A 14,242-nucleotide genomic window follows, 5' to 3' on the forward strand; every position below is an offset into this window, starting at 1 on the left:
TCTTTAACTGCTGAAGGTTTAATCAACTTAAGTCGCTGTTTCGACTATTAAATAGCGGACATAAAAAGCCCCTGAGAGACGGCGTTCTCTCAGGGGCAAGGAATTGTAAAAATTGATGATTACAAGTCCAGTCTGACCAGTTGATCAGGCTAAAAATTCAGCTTATTTAAGCGCAACAACTTCACCACAAGTGATCATAAGTTGGTCACGTAACCAGATGTGGCCTTTGTCCTTCTCACTTGATTCGTGCCAGCTTAGGTAACCACTGATTTCCTTGTTTTCAAATGGGAAATCTAGGATTTGCAACTGGTCGCTGTTCACTGCATTCTCAGCCATCCAGCGAGGAGCGATAGTCACAAGCTCAGATTGGCTTACTACGTATAGCAGGTTGCTTAGGCTTGAACCTTCATAAGCGGCTTGGCAATCAAGTTCGCGGTACGCTTGCTCAGAGAAGCTACGTTGACCATGTACACGTGATAGCTTCGCGTGTTTCTCGTTGATCAGTTGCTCAGCAGATACACCACCTTGGATGCGAGGGTGCGTCTTAGAAGCAATAACCACTAGCTCATCTTTAAAGATTTCAGTGCTTGAGAAGCCTTGATCATCAAAACGTGCGTAGTCAATTACGAAGTCGATTTCTTGGTAGCGCATACGCTCAGATAGAAGGCGATCAAATTCCGCATCTAGGTGTAGCTGTACGCTTGGTGCTTGCTCGTTAATGTTAGCCATGATTCTCGGTGCGAAACGCATATCACATGGGCTACAAATCGCCAGTTTAAATAGACGAGTTGAAGACTCAGGTTGGAAAACTGAGCTTGGAAGTTCGTTACGAATAAGCTGTAGTGCTTGGCGGATAGGACCAAACAGTTGACGAGCACGCTGAGTTGGCTGAATACCACGACCCTGACGCATGAATAGCTCATCATTAAACATTACTTTTAGGCGAGCAACCGCATTACTTACTGCTGGTTGTGACATGCCAAGGTTATGTGCTGCACGAGTAATATTTTGCTCTTGCATCACTGCATCAAATACGGTCAATAGGTTTAAATCTACACCACGCAATGTGCTTTCCATACGGTAGCTAGCAATTGCGCTCATCGCGTCTTTTTTATCTAACATGGAGTGCGCCTCTTATGTAATCGTCAACTTGGTTCAATGAATTCTTAACGAATAGAATCTCTTTGCACACAAACGACCGTGGCTGGATTCAAATCATTTTTTAAGGAATAGAAAACCGAATTTGTATTATATTTATCGTCCAGATATTTCCGGCTCGAACCGTACTATCAACTAATCAATCAAGGTTTCGCAACTAGATTGATATTTAATCATTAAATTTTAGCCAATTAGTTATTTATTCCATATTTATCATATCGTTAAGAAAAACATAAAAAAGTATAAAACGCCTAAATCAGAGGTTTCTTACAACCTATTTAGCACGTTAATGACAATCTACAGGGATCATACAACCCATTTGCCCTGCTTATTGTTTGCATTTGCGTTCAAAAACCAGCATCAATAGTTAAGTTCACAAAACATGCAAATCAGTTAAAGAGTCAGCAAAATGACCGTGAATAGAAATGATATAGAAGGCATAAAAATGCAGCCAATCAGCGCGTGAATGGCTGCAACTTAGAAGATAAATCAGACGTTAAATATTCGATACGTAACTCGGAAAATCGACTTGTTCCCATAGTTGTTCAGAGAGTTTTTCAGGTGCATCCCAAGCACCTTGTAATACCCAGTTGGCGATCGCTTTTGCAACATCAGGATACTTCACGCTTTCTGCTTGTTGTTCTTTCAACCACTGACGTACCGTCGAAATATCAAGATTTTCCATCGAAGATGCTAGCCCTAAATCTTCCAATGTTGCGACGTTACTTTGCTGTTCAAATTGCCCAGAAAGCGGTTTAAGTAATAGCTTCTTGCCAAGAGAAAGGGCTTCCGATGGCAGTTCAAAACCACCATTGGCAATCACTCCACTACAACGTTGCAAATGAGATTGAAAGTTAGTGTGACACAGAGGTCTTAGTTCAATATTTTCCACTTGCTCACACTCAATCACGTTCGGGTGATAACAGACAAAAGACTGTTGATTAAAATGGAACAACAAATCGCTGATGTCTTCTATTGATTCAAACGGAAGATAGACGAGAACAAAGTCATCATTACCACTCGTTTGCTCAAGCGTATGAACGATAGGTGGTAAGATCGGCTGATCAAAGTGATACCAATGCAAGCCTAGGTGGTGTTGCGAAGGAGCAAAATGCTCTATGACGGATTTATCCAACCAACTCGCCCCCTTAAGAGGTACTGGGTAGCGGAATGCATTTTGATGACTGATACCAATACAAGGTTTGTTCTGCTTACGAGCAGCCCAAGCCGAGACGGGTTCGAAATCATTGATCACCAGATCATAAGAAGACAAATCCAGCTGATTTACTTCTTGGATAAACTGAACCAAGTTATTGCGTAATGCCGTTTTAGCATAGCTCACGGCACCTTTCTCTGTCACAAAGGTAAAGCCACGCCGAGTTTGATAGTTTCCAAAAGACTCCATTGAAAAGTACTTTTCTGGTTCGCGTCCAGAGAAAAGAAAATCAACCTGCACGTCGTGAGTTTGAAAAGCTTTACTCATGGCTCTTGCGCGGGCGATGTGACCATTTCCTGTGCCTTGAACACCATACAGAATTTTCATCCATTAACCTCCAATGAGCCCAATTGCCAAAGAACCACATAGGCTCCCCAACAAAGCACCAATGATAACGTCAGTAAAAAAGTGCACGCCAAGCAGAATACGTGATGTCCCAATCAAGGCTGCCCAAGTGAAAGCAAATATGCCTAAGTCTGGATAAAAATGATGAATGAGCGTCGCCATCAAAAAGCCCGCCGCAGTATGACCTGACGGTAAGCTGTAGCGGTCAGAAGGAGTAATAAAGGCAGGAAGCAACGCGCTCAATTCCTCAGGACGACGGCGCTTAAAGCTGTTTTTCAACACCCAGTAAATGGGTAATTCGATGGCAAATGCGGTTAACCCGGTAATCAAGAACCAATGACCATGTTGCTTATCAAGTAGCCAAGCTAACAAACCTAACACCACATAGAGGTGTCCATCCCCACTATGAGAAACTCCTTTACTGATATTCGCGACTTGCTGATTAAATCGATGTTGTAAACACACACTGGAGAACGCCAAATCAAATTTAGCAATGCTTGCCATTGGCTGGCTAATTGTCTCTAAAGCTCGCATGTAACATTCCTTTACTTTGACCTTTATATGAAAACTAGGCGTGTAAGGTGACAACTACATGACGAGAATTTGGATAATTAATGACACGTTATCATTTGCAGCAGAGCAGAAAAAACGGCGGGAGTTAAGAGTAGCAATAAGCTCGGTAATCGTTACGTTGATCAACCGAGCTCATAAGTACGAAGATATTCACCCAGAAGATCTGAGCATAAAAGATCAAGACTGATTGGAAGCAGAGACTGGTGCATCGATGTACCAGATCTTTCTTTGTTTACGACATGCTCTAAGCGAGCCGGTGGTCATGTGACCATCTTTCGTGAGCTCATAGCTCAAATCACGGCAAGTATAGCTACCGAACAATTCGTTTTTCCCTTGTTCGCTTGGCTCAACATTATGCTTTAATAGTGGATTAGGCTTGATCGACAAAATGTCTCGGTTGACGACATTACTACGAGCGTAGTCTTTGTGTACGTAACCTCTAATCACACCTTTTTGTTCGACCAGCAACCATGGTTCGCCTTCCACTTTAGCAAGAGCATTAAAGACCTCACCTTTGGTTAGCTCTCCCAGCTTCTCTCCTTTTAAGCTCGGTTTTGCTCGCAAATTAAGAGTGGTCTTTGAGCGATATGAAACATCCATAAATTCAAGTGTATTTGACGTATCCACTCCCTCTACAATAGGACGACTTACTTCTGCTTCCTTCCATTGATTTGGCTGGACACGGATCTTCCACCAAGAGTAAGTGTCTGGATCTTTACCTTTAAACTTGTCACGGTTATCCGACTCTAACGCCACCAGCATTTGATTTAGAAAGGATTCACGTCCATCTTCACTCAAGTATTCATCCATTTGGTGGTTGATCATCAAGACACTATGAGCATGATCGCTCGCCACCACTGAAGAGGTGACCTCTGTCGGTTGCCCAAATTGAAGTAACTGACACCCAGATAAAGAAACCAGAGCTAGAGCCAGCGCAGAACGTCCAAGTTGTTTCGCTAAATCCATTAATCCCTAACCTATTTGCCTCAAAAATTCGGTAGATACAACCGTTCTACTATAAATCGCTCTGCTGAATTTATGCCAACCAATTGCCTCCTTTGTGTGATAGCTCGCAAAGCATGCAGTATCAAAACAATGAGAAGAAGATGGTGAGCGTGATCTTAGTCGCGGCAATAATTGTTGTAGCACAAACATCTCCCCTTTCTTCACATTGAAGACGTCCATCATTGATAGAAGATTAATTCACCTACTGATCCGATATGAATAAAAAATCAACTTTAGGGTTGACGTGCTCCATTGAGTGCGGTACTAATTTGTTAACTTAATTTTGTGGAATGCTTAACAACTATGTCAGCACGTTTTTCTATCCTGCTTAGCCTCCTCCTGATCGTGACCAGTTCGCGCGGGTAGGCTGTGGAAGAAAAATAACCACACCAATTTCTTAGAAACCCGCATGCAAATGCGGGTTTTTTTATATCTAAATACCGGAAGTAAACGATTAACTTGCGCGAAAGTGCAAAAATCATGAAGGAAGCAAACATGAACGATCAGGTCATTATATTCGACACCACATTGCGTGATGGCGAACAAGCGTTGTCAGCAAGCTTGACGGTTAAAGAAAAACTGCAGATTGCCTATGCGCTTGAAAGGCTGGGCGTTGATGTTATCGAAGCGGGTTTTCCTGTCTCTTCACCAGGTGATTTCGAGTCCGTACAAACCATCGCAAAACACATAAAAAATAGCCGAGTTTGTGCCCTTTCGCGTGCCGTTGCGAAAGACATCGATGCCGCCGCTGAAGCACTAAAAGTCGCTGATGCTTTCCGAATTCACACCTTCATCTCCACTTCGACTGTTCACGTTCAGGACAAACTTCGCCGCAGCTACGACGATGTGGTTGAAATGGGTGTTAAAGCAGTAAAACACGCACGCAATTACACCGATGACGTCGAGTTTTCTTGTGAAGACGCAGGACGCACTCCAATCGACAACCTATGCCGCATGGTTGAAGCCGCTATCGATGCGGGCGCAAGCACCATCAACATTCCAGACACCGTTGGCTACACAGTACCAAGTGAGTTTGGCGGCATCATTGAAACCCTATTCAACCGCGTACCCAACATCGACAAAGCCATCATCTCTGTGCACTGCCACGATGACTTAGGTATGTCAGTAGCAAACTCTATCGCAGCCGTCCAAGCAGGGGCGCGACAAGTAGAAGGCACCATTAACGGTATCGGTGAGCGTGCAGGTAACTGTTCTTTAGAAGAAATCGCGATGATCCTAAAAACACGCCAAGAATTCATGGGTGTGCATACCGGTCTAAAACACGACGAAATCCACCGCACCAGCAAGTTGGTTAGTCAGCTATGTAACATGCCAATTCAGAGCAATAAAGCGATCGTTGGTGCCAACGCATTCAGCCACTCTTCAGGCATTCACCAAGATGGGATGCTAAAGAACAAAAACACTTACGAGATCATGACGCCTGAATCGATCGGTCTTAAAAACCAAGCTCTGAACCTAACCAGCCGCAGTGGTCGTGCAGCCGTGAAAAGCCACATGGATTCAATGGGCTACAAAGAAGAAGAATACAACTTAGATGCGTTGTACGAGGACTTCTTGAAGCTTGCCGACCGTAAGGGTCAAGTATTTGATTACGATCTAGAAGCCCTAATGCACTTCTCAAACTTGCGTGAAGAAGATGATTTCTACAAGTTGAACTACCTAAGTGTGCAATCAGGCAGCGTAATGGCGACCACCAGCATCAAGATGCAATGTGGTGATGAGGAAACGTGTGAGGCTGCAGTCGGCAATGGTCCGGTTGATGCGCTATACCAATGTATCTACCGCGTGACAGGTTACGACATCGTTCTAGACAAGTTCGACCTCACGGCAAAAGGTGAAGGTGAAGATGGTCTTGGTCAAGCAGACATTATCGCCAACTACAAAGGTCGTAAGTACCACGGTACCGGCGTTTCTACCGATATCGTAGAAGCATCTGGTCAAGCGCTATTACACGTCATCAATAGCATTCATCGTGCCGATAAGATTGAAGAGATGAAGCAAAAGAAGATCGCGACAGTTTAATGTGATTCATTGGGGTCTGATTCACATCTCAGACTCCAACCAAATTCGTTTAGATAAGCTCAAAAATTTAGAAATATTAAAGGATTAACATGACAGACAAATCATACAAAATTGCCGTTTTACCTGGCGACGGTATCGGCCCAGAAGTGATGGCGCAAGCGCATAAAGTATTGGATGCAATCGAAAAGAAACACGGTATTGCATTTGAGCGTGACGAGCATGATGTTGGTGGTATTGCGATCGACAATCACGGCTGCCCACTTCCAGAAAGTACAGTCAAAGCGTGTGAAGAGTCTGATGCAGTCCTATTCGGTTCAGTAGGCGGACCAAAGTGGGAGCACTTACCACCAAATGACCAACCTGAACGTGGTGCCCTACTTCCGCTACGTAAACACTTCCAATTATTCTGTAATCTTCGTCCAGCACAGATCCATTCTGGTCTAGAAGCCTTCTCACCACTTCGTGCAGACATCTCAGGTCGTGGTTTTGACATCGTGGTAGTACGTGAATTAACTGGTGGTATCTACTTCGGTCAACCGAAAGGTCGTGAAGGTGAAGGCGCAACAGAAAAAGCATTTGATACCGAGGTTTACCACCGCTTTGAGATCGAACGTATCGCAAAAATTGCGTTTGAATCTGCACGTCTACGCCGTAAGAAGGTGTGTTCAATCGATAAAGCGAACGTTCTGCAAAGCTCAATCCTATGGCGTGAAGTGGTAGAAGAAATCGCAAAAGATTACCCAGATGTCGAGCTGTCACACATGTACATTGATAACGCAACAATGCAGTTGATTAAAGACCCAGCTCAGTTTGACGTAATGCTTTGTTCAAACATCTTCGGCGACATCATTTCTGATGAGTGCGCAATGATCACTGGCTCAATGGGTATGCTGCCTTCAGCAAGCCTAAACGAAAGTAAATTTGGTCTGTACGAGCCAGCAGGTGGCAGTGCACCCGATATCGCAGGTAAGAATATTGCTAACCCTGTGGCGCAAATCCTATCAGCAGCACTGATGCTGCGTTACAGCCTAGGTGAAGAAACTGCGGCGCAAGACATTGAAGCCGCAGTATCAAAAGCACTTTCAGCTGGGGAGCTAACGGGCGATCTTGCTGGTGACAACCCTGCACTTACAACATCTGAGATGGGCGATAAGATCGCTGAGTACATCTTAAACTCATAATACAGAACAGATTCATAATAAATACTAAATCCTCTATCCACCAATGGCTTACCTCTCAGTCATTGGTGCTAAAACAAAGCGACAAGGATAACGAGGAAAGGAAGCAAACCAATGGGCAAAACACTATACGAAAAAGTCTACGACGCACACGTTGCCGTCGCAGCAGAAGGGGAAAACCCAATCTTGTACATCGACCGTCATTTGGTACACGAAGTGACGTCTCCGCAGGCATTTGACGGCTTGCGTGAAAAAGGTCGTAAAGTGCGTCAGGTCAGCAAAACTTTTGCGACTATGGACCACAACGTTTCCACGACGACAAAAGACATCAATGCTTCCGGCGAGATGGCCCGTATCCAGATGGAAACGCTATCGAAAAACTGTGAAGAATTTGGCGTTACGCTTTACGACATTAACCACAAATACCAAGGCATTGTGCATGTAATGGGACCAGAACTTGGCATTACGTTACCGGGTATGACCATTGTTTGTGGTGACTCACATACCGCAACTCACGGTGCATTTGGTTCACTTGCATTTGGTATCGGTACTTCAGAAGTGGAGCACGTGCTAGCAACTCAAACGCTAAAACAAGCACGTGCAAAAACGATGAAAATCGAAGTGAAAGGCAAAGTAGCTCCGGGCATCACTGCTAAAGACATCGTACTTGCCATTATTGGTGAGACCACAGCTGCTGGCGGTACAGGTTATGTCGTCGAGTTCTGTGGAGAAGCCATCACTGATCTTTCCATGGAAGGTCGTATGACGGTATGTAACATGGCGATTGAGCTAGGCGCAAAAGCAGGCTTGATTGCACCAGATGAAACCACATTCGATTACATTAAAGGTCGTAAGTTCTCGCCACAGGGTGCTGAATTTGATGCGGCAGTGGAATACTGGAAAACCTTAAAAACGGATGATGATGCTCAGTTTGATGCCGTAGTAACGCTGAACGGTGCAGACATCAAGCCACAAGTCACCTGGGGCACAAACCCAGGTCAAGTAATCGCTGTAGACCAGCCAATCCCAACACCAGAGAGCTTTGCAGATCCAGTAGAAAAAGCCTCTGCTGAAAAAGCGTTGGCTTACATGGGACTTGAAGCTGGTAAGTCGTTATCAGATTACAACGTCGATAAAGTCTTTGTTGGTTCTTGTACTAACTCACGAATCGAAGACATGCGTGCAGCAGCAGAAGTAGCGAAAGGTCGTAAAGTCGCAGAGCATGTTCAAGCTCTTATCGTTCCGGGCTCAGAACAAGTAAAAGCCCAAGCTGAAGCGGAAGGCTTGGACGTTATCTTTAAAGAGGCAGGATTTGAATGGCGTCTACCGGGTTGCTCAATGTGTCTGGCCATGAACAACGACCGCTTGGGTCCCCATGAGCGTTGTGCGTCAACATCAAACCGTAACTTTGAAGGTCGCCAAGGTCGTGATGGTCGCACCCACTTAGTTAGCCCTGCTATGGCAGCGGCAGCGGCAATCGCTGGTCACTTTGTTGATATTCGCGAATTGACTTCTTTTGAGAACCAGGACTAGGAGAGAACAGATGTCAGGTTTTAAACAACACACAGGCTTAGTTGTTCCTCTAGATGCAGCGAACGTAGATACCGATGCCATTATTCCTAAGCAGTTCCTACAAAAGGTATCTCGTCTAGGTTTTGGTAAACACTTGTTCCATGACTGGCGTTTCTTAGATGATGCTGGCGAACAGCCAAATCCAGAGTTCGTGATGAACGCTCCGCGCTACCAAGGCGCTTCTATCTTGCTAGCACGAGAAAACTTCGGTTGTGGATCTTCTCGTGAGCACGCCCCTTGGGCATTAGCCGATTACGGCATCAAAGCGATGATTGCACCTAGCTTTGCCGATATTTTTTACGGCAACTCCATCAACAACCAGATGGTACCTGTTCGCCTTACAGAACAAGAAGTGGATGAAATATTCCAATTTGTTGAGGCTAACGAAGGCGCTGAAGTGGAAGTGGACTTAGAAGCTAATGTCGTTCGTGCTAACGGCAAAGAATATGGTTTTGAAATCGACACCTTCCGTCGTCATTGCTTACTGAACGGTTTAGACAATATCGGTCTGACCCTTCAACACGAAGATAAGATTGCTGAATACGAAGCGAAAATTCCAAGCTTCTTAAGCTAATTCAAATCGAGATTGAAACAAATACAAGGTTGGCTTATGCCAGCCTTTTTTCTTTTATTTTCATTACCTCAGAAAGAAACTACTTCTTCTACAGGTCTACACTATCAACAAGGTTTAACCCAAAGGTTCAATTATGAAGCGTCTATTATTGATATTGTGTGCCCTCGTCTCTTTCTCCGCTTTTTCTGCGCCGAAATCCGATTTGTGGCCGTATTGGAAGCAATCGAATCAAGCCAGCAAAACACAAATTTCTCATCAAGAATGGCAACAACTATTAGACCGCTATTTGGTTGAGCAGGATGAAAACACGTTATTTCGCTATAACCAAGTTTCAGCAACGGATAAAGCGAAGTTAAAACAGTACATCCAACGCTTAGCCAAACTCGATCCCCTACAATACAATCAAGCAGAGCAATACGCGTATTGGGTTAACCTTTATAACGCCATCACCGTTGACCTAATTTTGGATAACTACCCTGTTAAATCCATTACGAAACTAGGCGGGCTATTTAGCTTTGGACCTTGGGGAGACGAAGTTGTGGTGGTGAATGGTAAAGATTTGACTTTAAACGATATTGAACATCGTATTTTGCGTCCAATTTGGCAAGATCCGAGAACACACTATGCAGTGAATTGTGCAAGCTTGGGATGTCCAAATTTACAAACTCAAGCATTCACCGCTGAAAACACGCAAGCGCTACTCGACTCTGCAGCCAAAACATTTATTAACAGTAGTAAAGGTGTATCAATTAAAGGTAATTCAGCGCAGCTTTCTTCCATTTATGACTGGTTTGCTGAAGATTTTGGTGGTGAGGAACAAGTATTTAATCACATTGCTCAATATGCTCCGCAATACCAAGGCTTTTCTGGAAAAGTAAAATACGAATACGATTGGAATCTAAATCAAGCCAATTGATGGGGACTGGTAGGTCTATGCGCTTTTGGATCATGCTAACCCGAAAGCTCGAAACCATCACCAAACCAAAGACCAGACAGAAACTAAAAAAGGGCACTAGGTGCCCTTTTTATTGAGATTTGATAAGAATACGCGCTTATTTAAAGCCCTTCACCTTTTTGATCAGATCGTACGCGTTTTGAATTTCCTGCGACTTTTCTTTCGCAACGTTCATCATCTCTGGTGGTAGACCTTTTGCCATCAATTTATCTGGGTGATGCTCGTTCATCAATTTACGGTAAGCGCGCTTAACGGTTTTACCGTCTGCATCTGAAGACACATCCAGAATTTTATAGGCATCGGCCAACTGGTCTGCTTGTGACGCTTGCTGCCACCCTGCACCTGAAGATTGATACTGACCTTGCTGCTGACCATGGAAGCCACCTTGGCTTTGGAAACGGAAAGCCGCTTCTTGCATATTGAGACGTCGCTCTAGCTGTTCGGAAGAGAAACCAAGACCACGAGCAATTTTATGTAGAACACTGCGCTCACTCGGGTGAATAGAACCATCGGCAAATGCGGCAGAAATTTGTAACTCTAAAAAGAATTGCAGCAAATCAAAGCGACCGGCTGAAGAGATCTTCACTCGGACCAATACTTCTTCCAGCGGAAAGTCGCTCTCTTTACCTTCTCTGAATGCATCTTGGGCAGCACGGCGTTGCTCACCATGAAGGCTCATGCGGTCCATCATCGTTGAAGCAAGTTGAATCTCTTCTTTCGTTACCTGCCCTTTGGCTTTAGCCACATGTCCCATTACTGCGAATGCTGCTTTAAAAAATTCTTCCTGACGTTGAGCTTGGCTTGGACCTTTACCAAAACCGCCAGTAGAAAACCCCGCTTGACTCAAACGACGTGCTTTATCGAATTGGTGACCGATAAATAGACCAAACAATAAACCGAATGGACCTCCGAGTAACAAGCCAAAAAAGGCACCCAATATTTTGCCAAAAATATGCATTATGTGTTCTCTATCAATGAATTTTTATCGACGACGGCGGTCTTATAGTGCCGGACGCAACGATTTCCTTTATGATAATGGAATTAGTTTTTTTACGGTCAGGCTATTTCGCCTGCTTATCTTTGCAGCTATTTTATATCGGCATTATGCCACAGCGAGTCCATGCTCTGGGATAATTGCAAACTATAGTTGATTCATTTGGCTATAAAGCTAGGGTACAACAAGCCCTATAGCCATCGAGTAGTAGTGACACAGGAAAGTTCAATTCAATGCAACATTTCTCCCGCACATTTTTAGCGGCCTCTATCAGCACCGCCTTGTTTGTACCCACCACTCAAGCTGAAGCGAATATCAATGATAGTGTGCAGGAAATGCCCATCACAGATCAATGTTTGGTCGAGACAAGTGGTGAGGAGGACGCGCTAAATTCCCCAGTCGTAGTACAAGCTGATAGTCTTCAGGCGATCAATGGCGACAAAGCCCAATACTCCGGCAACGTAGAAGTGACGCAAGGACCAAAGAAGATTACTGCGGATAGCGTGACACTTCATCAGCAAGACAATGTAGTGGTAGCGGAAGGTAACGTAACCTTCAATGACGGTAAGGTGAAGGCGCGCTCTGATCGTGTCACCAACGACATCAACCGAGATACCTTCTCGCTAGAAAATACCGACTACCAATTCCTTTGCCAGCAAGGTCGAGGTACCGCAGCGTATATCGCACGTACGGGTCAATCCGTTTATGAGCTGGAAGACGGCTCTATCACATCATGCCCTCAAGGCGATAACTCTTGGCGATTAGTCGCATCAGGTATTGATGTCGACCAAGATGAAGAAACCGCTACACTGCACCACCCTCGTTTTGAAGTATTGGACGTTCCCGTTTTTTACGTACCGTACTTAACAATGCCAATTGGTGATACGCGTAAGACAGGTTTCCTATTCCCTTCTCTGTCGTATGGCTCCAACGATGGTATGGAAGTTGAGATTCCATTCTATTGGAACATCGCGCCTGAGTACGACATGACGATTACCCCGTTATACATGCAGAAGCGTGGTAACAAGCTCGACGCTGATTTTCGTTACCTAACCGATGGTTGGGGACAAGGTGAAATCAAAGGCGAGTACATGAACAGCGACAAGAAGTACAACGACGAGTCGCGTTGGGGTTACCAGTTCAAACATGAAGGCATCATCAACAAGCAATGGTTAGTCAACTTAGACTACTCCAAAGTCAGCGATATTGATTACTTCCGAGATCTCAGCTCTGATATTGGTAACCGAGAAGATGGTCAGTTGCTTCAAGAAGGTGAAGTACAATACCGTTCGAATTTCTGGGATGCATCACTGCGAGTTCGTGATTTCCAAATCCTACTTCAAGACGAGAACCAACCATACCGTCTGCTGCCTCAGTTGGATTTGAACTACTACACACCACTCATGGGCAATTACGTTAACTTTGACGTGAAGAGCCAAATCAGCCGCTTTGATACTGATGATACAGCTAAGCCCGATGCAACTCGTGTTCACGTAGAGCCAGGTCTTACTATCCCGCTTTCGAACTCATGGGCGACATGGACTACAGAAGCTCGTGTCCTATCGACATACTACTCTCAAGACTTAACAGGGCTAACAGATACTAATTTACGCAACCAGCTTGATGAAAACGTATCACGCGTCATTCCAGAGTTCCGTACGCATGCACGTATGTATCTAGAGCGTGACACTAGCTGGATTGAAGGCTACACACAAACGCTAGAGCCTCAGTTGCAGTACTTGTATGTCCCTGAAGAAGATCAGACGAACATCTACAACTACGATACCACCTTGCTGCAAACTGACTACTATGGTCTATTCCGCAGCCGTAAATACAGTGGCATTGATAAGATCGCATCAGCAAACCAGTTGAGTTACGGTGCAAGTACTCGATTCTTTGATGATGACTATAAAGAACGCCTCAATATCTCGTTTGGTCAGATCTACTACTTCGATAAGAAAACCAAGATCAGTAACAGTTCTGGCGTGCCAGATGAGACCTCAAACTACTCATCTTGGGCTATTGAAACAGACTTCAACTACAACGATTACCTGTTCTACCACGGCGGTATTCAATACGACATTGATTTGAGCGCAATGCAGCTTGCTAACAGCACGCTGGAATACCAATTCGATGGCGGTTTTGTTCAAGGTAACTACCGTTACGTCACTCGAGAATACATCGAAGATACGATCATTCTCAAAAACCTAGATACGATCACTCGTAAGGGTATTTCACAAGCTGGCCTTGTAGCGGCTTACGAGTTCAACCCAAGCTGGTCTGCAAGTGGTCAGTACTACTACGACCTGAATGAAAACATTGATATGGAATGGTTGGCGAGCGTGCGCTACCAATCTGACTGTTGGTACTTTGGTTTGACATATTCCAACCAACTGCTTGGCTGGGATGAAAAAGCCATCGGCAGTGCTGGCGCATCACCAAAATACGAAAACAACATCAGCGTGAACTTTGGTATTCAAGGTTTTGCAACCAACCAACGAGCTGATACTGCGGCGAAAGAGCTTGATGGCTCAGACAACGCAATCAAATACGGTCGTCCATTCTATTTGAACAATTAATCAAATTAGGCGTCTTAAACAATAGCAAGACGCTTAATCTATATTACTGA

11 protein-coding genes are annotated in these 14,242 nt (G+C 44.5%); 6 read left to right on the plus strand and 5 right to left on the minus strand.

Annotation, left to right across the window (positions count from 1 at the left end; all coding sequences use genetic code 11):
• Positions 1-162 precede the first annotated feature (162 nt).
• The 4 genes from calR to VHA02S_RS03430 all read right to left on the minus strand — a co-directional run bounded on the left by calR (position 163) and on the right by VHA02S_RS03430 (position 4,258).
• Positions 163-1,122 carry a LysR family transcriptional regulator CalR gene (calR, locus tag VHA02S_RS03415; RefSeq protein WP_005430441.1) on the minus strand — a complete coding sequence of 320 codons (960 nt, stop codon included), beginning with the start codon at positions 1,120-1,122 and terminating at the stop codon, positions 163-165.
• Between the two features lie 532 nt (positions 1,123-1,654).
• Entirely contained in the window at positions 1,655-2,701 is a 1,047-nt protein-coding gene (locus VHA02S_RS03420) for an MJ1255/VC2487 family glycosyltransferase (RefSeq protein WP_009698845.1), read from the minus strand.
• A 3-nt stretch (positions 2,702-2,704) separates the two neighbouring features.
• Positions 2,705-3,253 carry a phosphatase PAP2 family protein gene (locus VHA02S_RS03425; RefSeq protein WP_038897767.1) on the minus strand — a complete coding sequence of 183 codons (549 nt, stop codon included), beginning with the start codon at positions 3,251-3,253 and terminating at the stop codon, positions 2,705-2,707.
• 216 nt (positions 3,254-3,469) lie between these two features.
• On the minus strand, positions 3,470-4,258 hold the full coding sequence (locus VHA02S_RS03430; RefSeq protein WP_038897765.1) for an SH3 domain-containing protein: 789 nt from the start codon (positions 4,256-4,258) through the stop codon (positions 3,470-3,472).
• Positions 4,259-4,792: 534 nt separating this feature from the next.
• Between VHA02S_RS03430 and leuA the strand changes: the two genes are divergently transcribed.
• From leuA to VHA02S_RS03455, 5 genes are all read left to right on the plus strand, one after another.
• Positions 4,793-6,340: a 2-isopropylmalate synthase gene (gene leuA / locus VHA02S_RS03435; protein ID WP_005450461.1), complete on the plus strand. Its 1,548-nt coding sequence runs from the start codon at positions 4,793-4,795 to the stop codon at positions 6,338-6,340.
• 89 nt (positions 6,341-6,429) lie between these two features.
• On the plus strand, positions 6,430-7,521 hold the full coding sequence (gene leuB / locus VHA02S_RS03440; protein WP_005450462.1) for a 3-isopropylmalate dehydrogenase: 1,092 nt from the start codon (positions 6,430-6,432) through the stop codon (positions 7,519-7,521).
• Positions 7,522-7,632: 111 nt separating this feature from the next.
• A complete protein-coding gene (gene leuC, locus VHA02S_RS03445; RefSeq protein WP_005450463.1) occupies positions 7,633-9,051 on the plus strand; it encodes a 3-isopropylmalate dehydratase large subunit in 1,419 nt (472 codons plus the stop codon).
• Between the two features lie 10 nt (positions 9,052-9,061).
• Entirely contained in the window at positions 9,062-9,664 is a 603-nt protein-coding gene (gene leuD, locus VHA02S_RS03450; protein WP_005450464.1) for a 3-isopropylmalate dehydratase small subunit, read from the plus strand.
• A 133-nt stretch (positions 9,665-9,797) separates the two neighbouring features.
• Positions 9,798-10,580 carry a DUF547 domain-containing protein gene (locus VHA02S_RS03455; protein WP_009698849.1) on the plus strand — a complete coding sequence of 261 codons (783 nt, stop codon included), beginning with the start codon at positions 9,798-9,800 and terminating at the stop codon, positions 10,578-10,580.
• Positions 10,581-10,716: 136 nt separating this feature from the next.
• Here the strand turns inward: VHA02S_RS03455 and djlA are convergent, their stop codons facing one another.
• Entirely contained in the window at positions 10,717-11,577 is an 861-nt protein-coding gene (gene djlA / locus VHA02S_RS03460) for a co-chaperone DjlA (protein WP_009698850.1), read from the minus strand.
• Between the two features lie 269 nt (positions 11,578-11,846).
• Between djlA and lptD the strand changes: the two genes are divergently transcribed.
• Positions 11,847-14,192: an LPS assembly protein LptD gene (lptD, locus tag VHA02S_RS03465; protein ID WP_038897764.1), complete on the plus strand. Its 2,346-nt coding sequence runs from the start codon at positions 11,847-11,849 to the stop codon at positions 14,190-14,192.
• Positions 14,193-14,242: the final 50 nt, after the last annotated feature.

Source organism: Vibrio harveyi NBRC 15634 = ATCC 14126 = KCTC 12724, from assembly GCF_001591145.1.
Taxonomy (GTDB): Bacteria; Pseudomonadota; Gammaproteobacteria; order Enterobacterales; family Vibrionaceae; genus Vibrio; species Vibrio harveyi.

Coding starts and splice junctions, on each gene's coding strand:
- VHA02S_RS03420 (WP_009698845.1), bottom strand. CDS start 2,701: ATGAAAATTCTGTATGGTGTTCAAGGCACAGGAAATGGTCACATCGCC.
- leuD (WP_005450464.1), top strand. CDS start 9,062: ATGTCAGGTTTTAAACAACACACAGGCTTAGTTGTTCCTCTAGATGCA.
- leuB (WP_005450462.1), top strand. CDS start 6,430: ATGACAGACAAATCATACAAAATTGCCGTTTTACCTGGCGACGGTATC.
- calR (WP_005430441.1), bottom strand. CDS start 1,122: ATGTTAGATAAAAAAGACGCGATGAGCGCAATTGCTAGCTACCGTATG.
- leuA (WP_005450461.1), top strand. CDS start 4,793: ATGAACGATCAGGTCATTATATTCGACACCACATTGCGTGATGGCGAA.
- VHA02S_RS03455 (WP_009698849.1), top strand. CDS start 9,798: ATGAAGCGTCTATTATTGATATTGTGTGCCCTCGTCTCTTTCTCCGCT.
- leuC (WP_005450463.1), top strand. CDS start 7,633: ATGGGCAAAACACTATACGAAAAAGTCTACGACGCACACGTTGCCGTC.
- VHA02S_RS03425 (WP_038897767.1), bottom strand. CDS start 3,253: ATGCGAGCTTTAGAGACAATTAGCCAGCCAATGGCAAGCATTGCTAAA.
- VHA02S_RS03430 (WP_038897765.1), bottom strand. CDS start 4,258: ATGGATTTAGCGAAACAACTTGGACGTTCTGCGCTGGCTCTAGCTCTG.
- djlA (WP_009698850.1), bottom strand. CDS start 11,577: ATGCATATTTTTGGCAAAATATTGGGTGCCTTTTTTGGCTTGTTACTC.
- lptD (WP_038897764.1), top strand. CDS start 11,847: ATGCAACATTTCTCCCGCACATTTTTAGCGGCCTCTATCAGCACCGCC.